The following is a 14,819-nucleotide window of genomic DNA, read 5'->3' as shown; positions in this document are numbered from 1 at the left end:
CCCTACACCCCAAATTGCATTAAATGATGATCCAAATGTTTATAAAACATGGTATTCCACTCGCCCACCGTTAATGGCCCAAACGAGTGCGATTCTTTACCGTCGAAGTGTGTTTCGCCAAGCTGCTGGGTTTGGTTGAGGTAGTCTGTCAATCGGGCTTTCTCGGTTTCAAAGCTCCTGTCATCTTTAATAATAAAAGCCGGGGCTGTCGGGGTATTCCTTTTGTAAGGTTTGGGGCCAACTACCACTTTCTTTACAAAGGCCTTCACAATAAACTTCATCAGTCCTTTGGGCTTGGGATGTTTTTCAGGATCGTACACCATTTCGTAACTCACATTGCAATGCGCCAGCATTTGCGACACGCTCATTTTGCCCCATTGTGGTTGCGTGGCAGGTGTTAAATTATTAATACGGCCGGTTAATTCGGCAACATCGGCAGGGTTAAATACACTTTTCATTTGGTGTTGGTCTTGGTTGCTTAAAGATGCTGATTTATGTTTGGTTTTAGCGCTGTTACGTGTTAAATTATCGATGATTTAATCACAAAGTACACAAAGATCTTCGTGTTGTTGATTCCACAAAGAATACAGGGAATTGAAAAAAGAAGATAAGATACAAAACTCACAAAGGCAAAAAACGAGCTTTGCGCCTTTAAAAACTTAAATATCTCCAACTAAAATCTTTGTGCCCTTTGTGTTTCTTCCTTTGCGACCTTTGTGGTTAAATAAATAGCAAATAGATCAATAAACTACCGCTATGCCGAAAAAATAGCTAAAATTAACAGGTAAAAATACTGAACCATATCTCAAACAGAATGCTTATTTTTATCCTGACACTAAATGTAGGTTATGGTTAAATTATATGTCGGTGGTTTTCCCTTAGATACTACCGAAATGGAACTGGTGCAATTAATTAGCCTTCACGCTACGGTAAGTACCATTAAAATTGTAAGGGATAAAAAAACAAGGATCTCTAAAGGCTACGCCTTTCTCGAAATTACCGAAAGGGCCGGTCTTGATGCCGCGGTTGACGCGCTTGACGGCTACATGCTGCACGGTAAGGAACTACGCTTAAACATGGTTGAGGAAGCACCACCAGCACCAGTTAGATCTTACGTAAAAGTTGCCCCGCGTACCGGCCCGCCAAAAAAAATGCGGCCAAGGCGTAATACCTAAACGCAAGTATAACATCGTCATAACAGTTCGGGACGGTATTTTTCAGGGCAATGTATACTTTTACCTATCGTGTGTGCAGCACGCCACCAATTATTGCCATTAATGAAAAAGAAATACCTATTGCTTGCCCTGCTGTTAAGCGGATTGTCCGCTGCCTTTGCTACTGAGGCACCTCAAAAACTAATGGTAGCGCCGGGTACCCTATCGGCCACATCGGCCACCCTTATTTGGGATAAGCCTGTAAAGTACGATGATATTGTCCGCTATCATATTATTTTAAATGGTAAGGAAGCAGGCACAACCGCCAAAGGCAATTATATACTGAATGGACTGTCGCCGGTAAAGACGTATAGCTGCGCTGTCCGCAGCGAAGACAGGGATGGCAAACTCTCGGCGCCATCCGCCCCTGTTAAATTCAACACTCAACACCAGGGCAAAACCTTTAACGTAACAGATTTTGGTGCCAAAGGTGATGGCGCAACCATTAACACCAAAGCCATTCAAAAAGCTATAGACGCATGCCCGGTCAATGGCACCGTACTGATACCCGAGGGCACATTTATGAGCGGCGCGCTTTACCTGAAAAGCCACATGACCCTGCAAATTGCCAAAGGTGGGGTATTAAAAGGTAGCGTGAGCGATGTTGATTATCTCCCATTTATCAATAACCGCTTTGAGGGCTGGGAAATGAAAACCTACGCCAGCCTTATCAACGCTGGTATCATGAATAATAAAGGCGGATATACGGTGGATGATCTGCACATTAAAGGCGAAGGCACCATCAGCGGGGGCAACAGTCCGTTGGCTAAAAACATGATGGACCACGGCGGTCTTCGGGTTCGCGGGCGCTTGATCTGCTTGCTGAACTGCCGCGATGTGGAGATCCAGGGCCTTAACATCCAGGATTCGCCCTGCTGGACCATCCACTATATTTACAGCAAGGGCGTTACCTGCCACGATCTGAAAATTGTGAGTACGGCCCATAACGGCGATGGTTTGGATCCCGATTCGTCCGACGATAGCTATATCTTCAATTGCAGCTTCTCTACCGGCGATGATTGCATCGCCATTAAATCGGGCAAAAACCCCGAGGGCTTTACCATTGGCAAGCCTACCCGCAACGTGCGCATTACCGATTGCGATTTTATTAAGGGGCATGGCATCTCCATCGGCAGCGAAATGTCGGGCGGGGTGAGCGATGTTTTGGTGCAGGACTGCAAAGCAGGCGCGCTGCTGAACGGCATGCAGATAAAAGGCACCAAAGAGCGCGGCGGCTATGTAAAAAACGTAACCGTGGCCGATTGCCAGCTATTAAAGATCACCATTTTTACGGCTCTTAACTATAACAATGATGGCGCCGCCGCTCCAGAGCCGCCAACGTTCGCTAATTTCACGTTCCGGAATATCGATCTGTCGAAAGCCAGCGTTGCCAAAGGGCCGGTGATGGATCTGAACGGTTTTAAGGACGATGCCCATAAGCTGAAAGATTGCAGCTTTACCAACATCATTACACCCGATAACGCGCGCATTGTAATTAAAGATGCCGAGCGGCTGAACTTTACCAATGTCAAATCGGCAAGCGGGGCAAAACCGGTTTACGAAGCAAACAACAGTACCAACGTAGTTTATTAAACAGCTTATATTAAACAGGAACATCATGAAAAATAAAATGAGGCTTATGGTTGTTTTATTATCGCTGCTGCCGTTCTTATCGCATGCGCAGGGCACGGCATTGTCAGACAAGAAACTGAATATTTTTACACTTGGCGATAGTAATGGTACCTTTCCCCATAGCTGGCCAATCCAGTTAAAGACAGCGCTACCCAATGCTACGGTGTTTAACATCAGCAAATCGGGCCGGACCATTGGCTTCATTAATTTAAATGATACCACCGCCAATTCGCTGATGGTGATAGATGGCAACCTGAAAAAGGCCGCCGATGCAACCGGCGACCGCCCCTACGATTTTGTGGTGATGGAACTGGGCACCAACGATGCTAAGGCCATCTTCGACCCGCGCCAGCAGGAGGTACCCGGTAACCTGGAAACGCTGATCAAAAAGATAAAAAACTGCCCTTATCCCACCATCAATAAAGCGAAGATCATTATCATCTCGCCTCCCCCCTATGGCAGCAAGACCGATACGCAGGAAAAATACATCGGCGGTAACAAGCGCGTAGAGGCCATGAGCAAAAGCTTTGAAAAGATAGCCAAAAAGAACGGCTGCCTGTTTGTGAACGGCCATAAAACCCCGGGCCTTGATATGGAAACCATGAGCACCGACGGCCTGCACATGGATGCCGTAGCATCGCGCAAGCTGATAGAACCGGTAGTTGCACTGATGGTGAAGTAAACAAAACCTTAACCATTATAGCGATGGGTTTCACATCCATCGATGTGGTTGCACATAGCATAACCATCAATGAAAAATTTCTCCCAATCTATTCTCACACTACTATTCTTAACTCTTTCTGGCAACGCCATCGCTCAAAAAACCGGCATCGCCTCTACTATTTACTCGGGCGTGCCCTGGTTTGATGACCGCGGACAGGTGGTAAGCGCCCACGCGGCGGGTATTATTAAAGATAATGGCCGTTATTATCTATTCGGCGAAAAGCATTCTGATACGACAAACGCGTTCACAGGCTTCAATTGTTATTCATCAACCGACCTGAGCCACTGGAAGTTTGAGCGTATTGCCCTACCCGTGCAGGATAGCGGCCGGCTTGGCCCCAATCGCGTTGGCGAACGTGCGAAGGTGATGAAGTGCCCCAAAACCGGTGAATATGTGATGCTGATGCATACCGACGATATGGGATATAAAGACCAATGCATTGGCTATGCTACGGCAAGTAAAATTACGGGACCATATACCTTTCGCGGGCCGATATTGTTTAACGGCAAACCGATACGGAAATGGGATATGGGTACCTTCCAGGATACGGATGGCACGGGCTATCTGCTACTGCACAGCGGCGAGATCTACCGGTTGAGCGACGATTACAAAAGCGCCACCGAACAGGTCATCAAAGATATGTCGCCCGAATGCGAGTCGCCGGCAATATTGAAAAAGGGCGGAATTTACTTTTGGCTCGGCTCGCACCGCACCAGTTGGGAACGTAATGATAATTTCTACCTGACGGCAACATCATTAAAAGGCCCATGGACGGCCCGCGGACTATTTGCGCCCGAGGGCAGCCTGACCTATAACTCGCAAACTACCTTTGTGCTCCCTGTTGAAACCGAACGGGATACTATTTTTATGTTCATGGGCGATAGATGGTCGTACCCGCGACAGGCATCGGCAGCTACTTATGTGTGGCAACCGCTTTACATCCACGGCACATCGTTATATATACCAAATTATATGGATAGCTGGTGTTTAGATACTCATTGGAACATGCCCCCGCTGCAAAATTTGATAACCGGCAAAAGCGTACTGGCCGGTGATAAAAACGCGTATGCATTTACCGGGAACTGGCAGCATAATACTTCTTCAAACTTAGCTAACGGCAGCTCTGATGAAAAGGGCGCCATGCTTACTGTTAAATTTCACGGTAAGCGGGTAGTGGTTTATGGCCCGACCGGGCCAACAGGTGGCTATGCACAGATAAGTATCAGTAACCGCCGTGGTAAAAAAATATTGACGGCTACGATAGACATGTATTCCCTTAATCAAACAAAAGGTATCAGGTTCATTAATCCGCTTTTGCCCGAAGATGATTATACCTTAACCATTACCGTTTTAGGCGAACACAGCAAATGGAGCGATAAGCGCCGGAACGATTATGGCAGTAAGGGAAACATGGTTTGGATAGATCAGGTGTTAGTTAATTGAGCGGGTACCTGAACATAATGTACTGAGCTTTTTGTACTTTTGAAGCCAAACTCAACCGGTACGTTAAGCAAGCATGAAAAACATTACCACAGCCAAAGAAAAATTGCTGAAAAAAGTGCGCAGCGCCTTGCTGGAGAAGCGGGACAACCCCTACCCCAACCTGGAGCAACTACCACTTTATGCCGATAATGACGAACTGCTGGAGGTGATCTTCGCCGAGCAACTGATGGCGGTGGCCGGCAACTTTATTTTTTGCGAAGACGAGATACACCTGATAGAACAACTGCTCACCATTGCCGAAGAGCGCAGCTGGCACAAGATATACTGCTGGGAACCCGCCCTGCAGCAATTATTAAAGAACTACGAATTCCCCTTTTTTGAGACCGATAAAGATTTTGACCAGGCCGAAGCAGGCATAACCCTTTGCGAAGCCCTGGTGGCCCGCAATGGCAGCATAATGATCAGCAACGCCAATGGCGCCGGGCGCAGGCTTAGCATTTACCCGCCGGTGCATTTGGTGGTAGCCTATACATCGCAACTGGTACCCGATTTAAAGGATGCCTTTAAATTGCTAAAGGAAAAATATGGCAGCAATATCCCCAGTATGATCAGCAATATCACCGGCCCAAGCCGTACGGCCGATATCGAGAAAACGCTGGTGTTGGGCGCCCATGGCCCTAAGGAGTTGTTTGTTTTCCTGCTCGATGGCTAATTACTTAGGCGTGCTGTAACTGTGGTTTTTTATTGCCAAAGTTTACAAGGTCGCCCAGGCTGCATTCATCAAGTACCACCCTTTGTGGCTGTTTATGCGTTATATATTTCCACTTGATCAGCCGTATGTGCCCATCCTCAATTTCTATCCCGGTAATGTCGCCGTCGTCAAAACAGCAGCAGCCGCTGTTAAAGTAGCACGGTTTATAGTCATGGTCTTTAAATTCTAAAACCTTATCGCCCTTAAAATGGCGTTCATCAATCTGGTGCTGCAGGTTGCGTATGCGGGGTTCATCGTTGTCTGCCTTGGCTTTGTCAAGTCCGGCATACAAGGTTTCAAGATGCGTTAACGATTTAAACACCGGCTGGTGCGTATGCCCGGTGATCAGCAGCAGGTCTTCGCGCTTTTCGCTCCATTCATACATCATGCGGTTGTGCGTGGTCTTCAGCTGATCGTTATTGGCGGGGGTATTGGGGTTAATACGTAGATATGCCTGCAGCGGACCCCATACGTTTGATATAAACCACTTGCTAAGCCAGTTGCCATCACTTTGCAGATCGCCCTGGTGGCCATGTGTTAGGTAGATAGATAATTCCCTGTTATGGACTTTGGTTTGCAGCACAACGCCCTCTAAAACTTTTACGCTTTGGCCATACAATTGCGACAGGCCAAATGCCGCCAGCGGATCGTTATCCCAATACAGATCGTGATTACCGAAGATCTTGGTGAAAGCATTACGCTTTAAAAAAAGCTGCTCGTGCTCAAACGTAGCTTTGTTATGTTTTTTAATGCTCAGGTACCGGTTCTCCCAAAGTTCCTCGCTATCGCCCAGGTTAATGTAATGAAAGCTGTTGCGGTTATAATGATCCAGCGCGGCCAGGTAATTTTTCTCGGCCATGGCAAAATCATCTGCGCCATCGCGCGCGCCCTTATGCTGATCGGACAGGATGATGAATTTTTGTGCCGACGCGTCGAACGGGATCACTTTCCCGCGTTTGCTGCCTCCACCGGCAATATCCTGGTAAAGTTCGGTCAATGCCTTGTTCACGCGCTTTTTATCGGGGCGCGATGAGTATTTATCGGTCAGCCTGATGATCGGCTTTTTTAGTAGTCGTTGTAGCAGGCTTCGCATAAAATATATAACAGTTTTTTAAGCCAAATTGTGTTTATAGGTTAAGATTGACGTGCGCATCAAAATTGACAAAATATAATGGGTTGAATTTTAGTGTAAACCACAGTATGTAAGGGGGTTTTAACTGTGTTTTATACCGTGAAAAAACGGTATGCTTTTATTTGAAACATAATGTTATTTTTAGCCAAATATTAACCTATAAATTAAAGCCCAATGTCAAAATTAAACCCTACTTCGCGCGGCAATGGTGGTGTGAAGAAAAGCCAGTTACAAAAATTAGTTGATAACTATTACGAAGTAATTAAAAAGAAGGACGAGAACGGCAATATAGTTGACCTTGACCGCACTAAAGATTCAAAAAGTGTTTGGTTTACCAAGGCAGCCATCGACCAGATGTTTGCCGACCATGGCTGCAATGCCGAAAACAATAATGAATTTGGCCTGCGTGTTTATTTTGCCGTACACAAAACCGGCGTGCTGCACCGCGACCATGAGATCCCGTCTCATTATCACAACCAGCAAACCGTAATATTGGTACCTACCAAAAACATCAATGGCCAACGCGACCGCGACCTGATCAAAAACGATGAGGACCTTGTAGAAGCCGGCGCTGATGGAAAAAGTGGTGATACCGAAGGTGAAGGCGATGGCCGCGGTGTAAACCACGGGCTCATCTGCCCGCCTGATACCGGCTGTGGCTGCGCTATCGACTAAGACTTATATTTATGGTGAAACGCCGGTTATTGATAAAATAACCGGCATTTACATTTCGTATGGCCAGAATAATTAATTTAGTTTTAGAAGTAGCCGCTTTTTTTATTTGCCTTTTCTCGTACAAGAGATTCAACCTTACCCGCTACAAGCTTTTTTTGCCTTACCTGGCCATTATCTTATTGTATGAGTATGGGTCGTCTAACAAGCTTTTTGGCATAGGCCCCAATAAATCAAATTTATGGGCGGTAAATATCGAGATCGCGTTCGAATACCTGTTCTACAGCTTCTTTATTATTAGTGCTTATCGCGAAAAGAAGGAGAAAAAACGCTTCACCTTTATTACGCTTTGCGTATTCACTTTTACGCTGATAGATATTTGCTTTATACAGGGCATTATGCGGTTGTGCTCCATCGCTATTGTGATACAGTACGGCGTGCTGATCATTATGGTATGCCGCTTCTTTTATTTGCTGATGGGTGAGTTTGATAAGGAAACGGCCCTGCTGCACAAGCCCGATTTTTGGGTCAACACCGGCCTGCTGTTCTTTTTCTTATCCGAATTTTTGTTTTTCGCTTCGTTTAATTTAGCGTATAGCCGGCCATTATTATTCAGGGAAATTTTTCATGTTGTTAGCGGAGTGGCCAACATTATTTTATATTCTTGCTTAATAATTGCGTTTCTATGTTTCAGGCCGATCAAGACTATGTCCTCATCATTATAGCAGGCACCATTATGCTATTGTTGCTGGGTATTTTCATCATCAGCTTTCTATTCTTTTATCAAAAAAAACGCACCATACATATTACCGAGCAGGAACATATGAAGGCTGTCTTCAGCCAGGAGATACTAACCACCCAGATAGAAGTGCAGGAGCAAACCCTCAATTATATCAGCCAGGAACTGCACGATAACATCGGGCAGGTGCTTTCGTTTGTTAAACTTAACCTGGGCACTACCGCCAGTATGGCCGAGGATAAAAAACAGCGAAAGATAGACGAGAGCCGCGACCTGCTGGCCCAGGTAATTACCGATCTGCGCAACCTTTCCAAGAGTTTGAGTTTTCAACAGATCAGCCAGTTTGGCCTGGTGCGATCGATGAATTTGGAGATAGACCGCGTTAACAAAAGCGGGTTGATCAAAATAAATTTGCAGGTAAGCGGCGATCAATACAGCCTGGGTGAGCAACGCGAACTGGTATTGTTCCGCATTTTCCAGGAAGCGTTGAATAACGCGCTGAAATATGCCCACGCGCGTAATTTTAGCATTAGTTTGATATATGACGAAGAATCGTTTAATTTGACGCTTGCCGATGACGGAATTGGCTTTACCACCGATACGGCCAACACAAAAAACGGTGCCGGATTAAAGAATATGGAAAGCCGTGCGGCCCTGATCGGTGCCGTAGCAACGCTTGAAACAGCGCCGGGGCAAGGCTGTATAATTAAAGTTAAACTCGATCCATTTAAACAACTAAATATAGATGGCACCCATCCAAATAGCGCTGGTTGACGATCATCGCCTTTTTCGCAGCGGCATCGCGTCGCTTATCAGCGAATTTAAAGGCTACCAGGTTTTGTTTGAAGCCGGCAATGGCGAAGAACTAACCAACAAGCTTACCCCAAAAGTTAAGCCTGATATTATCTTATTGGATATCAACATGCCAATAATGGATGGTACCGAAACCGCCCGCTGGCTGCGCAAAAACTACCCGGATATCCATATTATCATCCTTAGCATGTTTGGCGATGCCGAAAAGGTGCTGGAAATGGTGAAGATGGGCGTAAAAGGTTACCTGCTAAAAGATGCCGAACCACACGAGTTTGAGCAGGCGCTGCAAAAGGTATCGCAGGGAGAAGTTTATTACCCCGAGTTTGTTACCCGCCACATCATCAACAGCTTTAACCATAAGCCCGAACTGATCAAACTAAACAGCCGCGAACTGGAGTTTTTAAAGCTTGCCGCTACCGAATTGACCTACAAAGAAATAGCCGACACCATGTGCATCAGCGCGCGCACGGTTGATGGTTACCGCGACCAGCTTTTTGAGAAACTACAGATAAAAAGCCGTGTTGGCCTGGTACTTTATGCCATAAAAAATAAATTGATAGAATTGTAATTTGCTAAATAAATTAGCAAATTTGTGCTATGGCACATGAGGATAATCCGGAGTTTTTTAAGGGCAGGGGTGCGCAGGTTAATACCCACAACAAGTTTTTACAGCGTAAATATGTGCAGGACCATATAGAGGGGATTGATGAACCTTTACTGGAAAATTCGGCCACACAGATCTACGAGGAAACCCCGAAAAAGATCGTCAGCGAAAGCAATAGCCCCGACCTGGGCAATATGCACTCCATTAACCCCTACCAGGGTTGCGAGCATGGTTGCATCTACTGTTATGCCCGCAATAGCCACGAATATTATGGCTTCAGTGCCGGGCTGGATTTCGAACGCAAGATCATCGTTAAACGCAACGCACCCGAACTGCTGGAAGAATATTTTAATAAAAAGAATTACAAACCGGTAACCATCCTGCTATCGGGCAATACCGATTGTTATCAGCCAATAGAACGCAAACTGGAAATTACCCGCCGCATGCTCGAATTGTTTCTGCGCTATCGCAATCCCGTAGCCTTCATTACCAAGAATAATTTGATCCTTCGCGATATCGATATCCTGGCCGAACTGGCATCTATGAATTTGGTTAGCGTAAACGTATCCCTCAATTCGTTAAACGAGCAACTGCGCCAAAAACTGGAACCGCGCACCGTTACTGCCAGCGGCCGGTTGAACGTGATACAAAAACTATCGGAACGTGGCATCCCCGTAAGGGTAATGGCTGCCCCCATCATCCCCGGCTTAAACAGCAACGAGGTACCAGCTATTATAAAAGCCGCAGCCGACCGTGGCGCGCGCGGGGCCGGCTTCACCATTGTACGCCTGAACGGCAGTATTGCCGAAATATTTACCGACTGGATCCACAAAGCGTTCCCTGATCGTGCCGAAAAGGTGCTGAACATGATTCGCGCCTGCCATGATGGATCACTGAACGATAGCGAATACGGCCGCCGCATGAGCGGTGAAGGACAAGTAGCCCGGTCTATCCACCAGCTTTTCCGCATGGCCTGCAACCGTTTTATGCAAGGCCGCGAAATGCCGGCGATGGATCACACGCTGTTCATCCCCAAAAATGGGCGGCAAACGAGTTTGTTTTAATTCTCTTATAAACCAGATCGTCATTCTGAGTGATAGCGAAGAATCCCAAACTATGTAGTCTACTCACATAACGGAGAGTCTTCGCTATCGCTACCCATGACATGTTTGTTTTTCCGCTGAAGCCTCACCCTGCCCTCTCCAGCGGAGAGGGTTCCAAAGTCTCCCCCTTTGGGGGAGATTTAGAGGGGGCTTTCATCGGCATGTCATAAAAACCATTAGAGGCCACCGGGATTATATCGCTCCAGAATGACGGCATATTTTAAAAACTTAAGCGGTTTATATAGCTACACCTTTTGTAAAACCTCTGTGACCATACCCGCTTTTCAGGATAGCACAGGATACTACAATTTTTATTTAATGTGATATTTAAACTGGATCACAACCAATTATCCTTTTTTATGAAAACTATCCCCATTGCCCGTGGCGTTGCCATTGTGTTTTTATTGTTGGGTTTTAGCGTAGCACAAGCTGCCATTATCATCGCCCCACCCTTTAGCGATCATATGGTGCTGCAACGCAAAATGCCCTGCCCTGTTTGGGGCACTGCCGGTGCCGGCGAGCAAGTAACCATAACTTTTAACGGGCAAACTAAAACTACCAAAGCCGGTACCGATGGTAAATGGCGCATAGTGTTAAGTCCAATGAAAGCAGCCGGTCCGCTGGAGATGACTATTGCCGGCAGCAATACCATTACCCTTACCGATGTTTACGTGGGTGAGGTTTGGCAATGCGCAGGCCAATCTAACATGGACCTTACGCTAAACAATACCAGCCAGTTTAAAGACCGCTTTGCTGATACCATTAAAAACGCCAATCTGCCGCTGATGCGTTATATGAATATGCGACCGCCACGCAACAGTACCGCTAACTGGCAGGTGATCAGTCCGGCTACGGCGGGGGGCTGCTCGGCAACGGGTTTCTTTTTTGGCAAGGAGATCTTAAAATCAGTAGATTGCGCAGTTGGGCTGATGGTAACCGCAGTTGGCGGCACCCTGATAGAGACCTGGTTTGACCAGGAAACCGTAGCCGCCGACCCAGGCATGCGCACCACCAAAAACATAGCCGCCGGCAGCAACTTTAATAAATATGTGGCTCCCGTTGTGGGCTATGGCATAAAAGGCACCGTTTGGATACAGGGCGAACAAAACACCTACGATACCGTGATGACCCCGCGATACGGCGTGCAATTCAAAATGCTGATAAACGGCTGGCGCAAAGCCTGGGGCCAGGGCGATTTCCCGTTTTACTACGGCCAGCTTTCCAGCGAAAGGCCCAATAAGCCTATCCCCTTAGATACCGCCGCCTTTATCCCAATGGTGCGCGAGGGGCAACGGCAGGCGCTTAGCTTACCTAATATGGCCATGACCGTTAATTTCGATCTACGCTCGGGCGGGTGGCATTATCCACAAAAACCCGAGGCTGGTTATCGCCTGTCATTACCGGCAAAGGCATTGCTTTACGGCCAAAAAGGGCTGGAATATTCAGGGCCGATGTTTAAATCGGCAGCAATAAAAGGCAACAAGATGATCCTGAAGTTCGATCATATTGGCAGTGGTCTGCTGGCCAAGGACGGCCCGCTGAAAGGTTTTGTTATTGCCGGTGCCGATAATAAATGGGTATTGGCTGATGCGGTGATCAACGGGAAGCAGGTTGAAGTAAGCAGCGCCGAAATATCAAACCCCACACAGGTACGCTACGCCTGGGCCGACAGGCCAACAGGCAACTTATACAATCAGGAAGGCTTGCCAGCATCCCCGTTCAGGACGGATGATCATTAGTCATTTCGCTACGCTGTCATTAGTCATTGGGATACATCGGATAAATGACAGTGTAGCGTAATGACTCAATGACGCGAAGCAAATCAGAACTTGTACCCAAATCTGATCCTCAATCCCGGCACCGCGATATCAGTACGGGTTAGTTCGGCGGCGCCCCATAGTTGTTTTATCTGCATAAAGTAGCTTACGGTAAGATATACCGGGAATTCGGGCAGCTTAAAATCGCTACTGTTGGTCGATTTCAGTTCGCTGTAACTGCCAAGGCTTTTACCTAAAAATAGTCGGAGCGCGTATTGATTTTCCACCGCGTTCCGGGCATGCCATATCACCTCGCTGGTGGCGCCGAGGGTAAACATTTCGGTGCGGGTGCTCACATGATAATCGGGCAAGCCTTGTACCGCGCGGCGGTAAGCGGCAAAATCGCCAAACTCCTTGCTGTAATTAGCTTCGATGCCGAAGTACCTGAAGTTTACATTATCAATTACGTTGAACATGTTTATTGACGCGCGACCGCCAACACCCGCGAAGCTTTTAGAAGCGAAGCTTAGCGGGTCGCTCTTTTCGTTTTCGTGATTGGCGTTATCTATAGCACCTGCAAATCCAAACGCGCCGTACGAGAGGTTCGCGTGGTCAAAAACATGCCCCTCTGATAAATTGAACTCGGCAAATGATATGCTGTTGTTATCATCTACGGCCTGGTTAAACCCGCCGCCCAACGAAACGTAAGTGGCACTTTTAACCTTATCGAACGAGGTTGGTTTGGGTTGATAGGAAACATCATGATTATACAATGCCGGGGCGTAATAATGCTTAGAGCAGGAGGTGCAAAAAAGTACCAGTAAAATTGAGGGGATGATCAGGGTTTTCATTTGATAAATTAGGTTGGTTAAAGATAATTCTTAAACCCTAATTAGCAAATGGAGACGGTTCTAAATTTTGGATGGATGCTTTACAACACCCCGTCATTCTGGAAGCGCGAGCGAAGAATCCCCGATTAGCAAAGCAGAAGACCTGCACAGTTTGGGATTCTTCGCTATCGCTTCAGAATGACGAAGCGCTTTTTACCTGCTTAATTTAGATGAATACTGCTTAAGCCCTTTTCAAGCGCGGTATCCTGCACACCCGGTATCGCGGTTCCCTCAACACGGAAAACTGAAACATCGGACAGGCCGATAAATGGCAGTACTGCTTTAAGGTATGGGGTAATAAAATCCCAATCCTTCATCGGGCCATCTGAGTAGATGCCGCCCATAGCCTCGGCAATGTAAACCTTTTTGCCATTAACCAATCCTTGCGGGCCATTGGCATCATACTTAAAGGTTACGCCCGAGCGGATAATATGATCTAACCAGGCCTTTAACGATGAGTGGATATTGAAGTTATACATCGGCGCGCCGATAACGATCACATCGGCCTCCTGTATATCGGCAATGGCATCGTCCGAATGGCGTACGGCTTCCAGTAATTCAGGACTGCGGCTCTCGGCCGGGGTAAAGAACGAGTTGATATGCGCCTCTTCCAGGTGCGGAAAGTGCAGGTTCACCAGGTTAACCTCCTTAACGGTGCTACCGGGATACTGCTGCTTCAGTTTTTCGATAATGGCATTACCCAGCTTAATACTGAACGATGCTTCGCCGCGGGGGCTGGAGATGATATGCAATAGCTTTTTCATTTGTTTTTATGTTTTATTGGCCAAAGCTATGTACATTTACTTACAAAAAGTAAGCACTATACAAAAGGTTAGTACTTACTTTTTGTATAGTAATTTAATTATCAAATAGTTATGGATATCACCGCTCCGGTAGACGAGGTACAATGCAAGCGGCATCTCACCTCCATAGGCGATGCGCTTTACGTAATTGGCGGCAAATGGAAGCTGCGGGTCATCGTTTCCCTGCGCGAGGGGCACAAGCGCTTTAACGAGATCCAGCGCGCTATCGACGGCATATCGCCCAAGGTATTATCGGCAGAATTACGCGAATTGGAACTGAACGGCTTTGTGAGGCGCGAGGTACATACCGGTACCCCGGTAGTGGTTGAATACCATATTACCCCCTACGCCGATACCCTCGGCGATGTACTGACGGCGCTATCTACCTGGGGCGCCACCCACCGCGATAAGATACGGCAGGAGCGGTAGGTAAATTAGACCATGAGGTTGCGTCGGGCTATCCTGCGAACACATCTTTAACCACTTGTCATGTCGACTAACAGCGGGAGGGTGATAGCGAAGCAAGGGTTTGAAATGACAAG

Annotated in this window: 16 protein-coding genes; 12 read left to right on the top strand and 4 right to left on the bottom strand. The window is 47.0% G+C overall.

Annotated elements, in window-relative coordinates:
• Nucleotides 1-2: 2 nt before the first annotated feature.
• Nucleotides 3-458 (bottom strand): DinB family protein, encoded by a 456-nt coding sequence (locus HQ865_RS23315; RefSeq protein WP_173417216.1) that lies wholly within the window; start codon nucleotides 456-458, stop codon nucleotides 3-5.
• Between the two features lie 390 nt (nucleotides 459-848).
• Between HQ865_RS23315 and HQ865_RS23310 the strand changes: the two genes are divergently transcribed.
• The 5 genes from HQ865_RS23310 (at nucleotide 849) to HQ865_RS23290 (ending at nucleotide 5,725) form a co-directional block, all read left to right on the top strand.
• Nucleotides 849-1,175 (top strand): RNA recognition motif domain-containing protein, encoded by a 327-nt coding sequence (locus HQ865_RS23310; RefSeq protein ID WP_173417215.1) that lies wholly within the window; start codon nucleotides 849-851, stop codon nucleotides 1,173-1,175.
• A 102-nt stretch (nucleotides 1,176-1,277) separates the two neighbouring features.
• Nucleotides 1,278-2,807 carry a glycoside hydrolase family 28 protein gene (locus HQ865_RS23305; RefSeq protein WP_173417214.1) on the top strand — a complete coding sequence of 510 codons (1,530 nt, stop codon included), beginning with the start codon at nucleotides 1,278-1,280 and terminating at the stop codon, nucleotides 2,805-2,807.
• Between the two features lie 25 nt (nucleotides 2,808-2,832).
• Nucleotides 2,833-3,528, top strand: coding sequence for an SGNH/GDSL hydrolase family protein (locus tag HQ865_RS23300; RefSeq protein ID WP_173417213.1), 696 nt, complete (start codon nucleotides 2,833-2,835; stop codon nucleotides 3,526-3,528).
• A 69-nt stretch (nucleotides 3,529-3,597) separates the two neighbouring features.
• On the top strand, nucleotides 3,598-5,013 hold the full coding sequence (locus tag HQ865_RS23295; protein ID WP_173417212.1) for a family 43 glycosylhydrolase: 1,416 nt from the start codon (nucleotides 3,598-3,600) through the stop codon (nucleotides 5,011-5,013).
• Between the two features lie 73 nt (nucleotides 5,014-5,086).
• Complete coding sequence (locus HQ865_RS23290) at nucleotides 5,087-5,725, top strand: LutC/YkgG family protein (protein WP_173417211.1); 639 nt, start codon at nucleotides 5,087-5,089, stop codon at nucleotides 5,723-5,725.
• A 4-nt stretch (nucleotides 5,726-5,729) separates the two neighbouring features.
• On the opposite strand, the gene HQ865_RS23285 is transcribed toward HQ865_RS23290, so the two are convergent.
• Entirely contained in the window at nucleotides 5,730-6,857 is a 1,128-nt protein-coding gene (locus HQ865_RS23285) for a metallophosphoesterase family protein (RefSeq protein ID WP_173417210.1), read from the bottom strand.
• 213 nt (nucleotides 6,858-7,070) lie between these two features.
• Between HQ865_RS23285 and HQ865_RS23280 the strand changes: the two genes are divergently transcribed.
• The 6 genes from HQ865_RS23280 to HQ865_RS23255 all read left to right on the top strand — a co-directional run bounded on the left by HQ865_RS23280 (nucleotide 7,071) and on the right by HQ865_RS23255 (nucleotide 12,566).
• Complete coding sequence (locus tag HQ865_RS23280) at nucleotides 7,071-7,571, top strand: hypothetical protein (protein ID WP_173417209.1); 501 nt, start codon at nucleotides 7,071-7,073, stop codon at nucleotides 7,569-7,571.
• 59 nt (nucleotides 7,572-7,630) lie between these two features.
• Nucleotides 7,631-8,293, top strand: coding sequence for a hypothetical protein (locus HQ865_RS23275; protein WP_173417208.1), 663 nt, complete (start codon nucleotides 7,631-7,633; stop codon nucleotides 8,291-8,293).
• Entirely contained in the window at nucleotides 8,254-9,081 is an 828-nt protein-coding gene (locus HQ865_RS23270; protein WP_173417207.1) for a sensor histidine kinase, read from the top strand. The genes HQ865_RS23275 and HQ865_RS23270 overlap by 40 nt, the downstream gene beginning before the upstream one ends.
• Nucleotides 9,053-9,688, top strand: coding sequence for a response regulator transcription factor (locus tag HQ865_RS23265; RefSeq protein ID WP_173417206.1), 636 nt, complete (start codon nucleotides 9,053-9,055; stop codon nucleotides 9,686-9,688). The genes HQ865_RS23270 and HQ865_RS23265 overlap by 29 nt, the downstream gene beginning before the upstream one ends.
• Before the next feature lie 29 nt (nucleotides 9,689-9,717).
• Complete coding sequence (locus HQ865_RS23260; protein ID WP_173417205.1) at nucleotides 9,718-10,788, top strand: PA0069 family radical SAM protein; 1,071 nt, start codon at nucleotides 9,718-9,720, stop codon at nucleotides 10,786-10,788.
• 398 nt (nucleotides 10,789-11,186) lie between these two features.
• Nucleotides 11,187-12,566 carry a sialate O-acetylesterase gene (locus HQ865_RS23255; RefSeq protein WP_173417204.1) on the top strand — a complete coding sequence of 460 codons (1,380 nt, stop codon included), beginning with the start codon at nucleotides 11,187-11,189 and terminating at the stop codon, nucleotides 12,564-12,566.
• Between the two features lie 83 nt (nucleotides 12,567-12,649).
• Here HQ865_RS23255 and HQ865_RS23250 read toward each other — a convergent pair whose 3' ends face one another.
• Complete coding sequence (locus tag HQ865_RS23250; protein WP_173417203.1) at nucleotides 12,650-13,435, bottom strand: hypothetical protein; 786 nt, start codon at nucleotides 13,433-13,435, stop codon at nucleotides 12,650-12,652.
• Between the two features lie 200 nt (nucleotides 13,436-13,635).
• The gene (locus tag HQ865_RS23245) at nucleotides 13,636-14,238 is read right to left on the bottom strand and encodes an FMN-dependent NADH-azoreductase (RefSeq protein WP_173417202.1); all 603 of its coding nucleotides are present in this window, start codon (nucleotides 14,236-14,238) and stop codon (nucleotides 13,636-13,638) included.
• Between the two features lie 111 nt (nucleotides 14,239-14,349).
• Here HQ865_RS23245 and HQ865_RS23240 point away from each other — a divergent pair, with 111 nt between their 5' ends.
• Nucleotides 14,350-14,706: a winged helix-turn-helix transcriptional regulator gene (locus HQ865_RS23240; RefSeq protein WP_173417201.1), complete on the top strand. Its 357-nt coding sequence runs from the start codon at nucleotides 14,350-14,352 to the stop codon at nucleotides 14,704-14,706.
• The last annotated feature ends 113 nt before the right edge of the window (nucleotides 14,707-14,819 follow it).

It is taken from the genome of Mucilaginibacter mali (genome assembly GCF_013283875.1).
GTDB lineage: Bacteria > Bacteroidota > Bacteroidia > Sphingobacteriales > Sphingobacteriaceae > Mucilaginibacter > Mucilaginibacter mali.
This window is presented reverse-complemented; position numbering and strand designations above follow the sequence as displayed.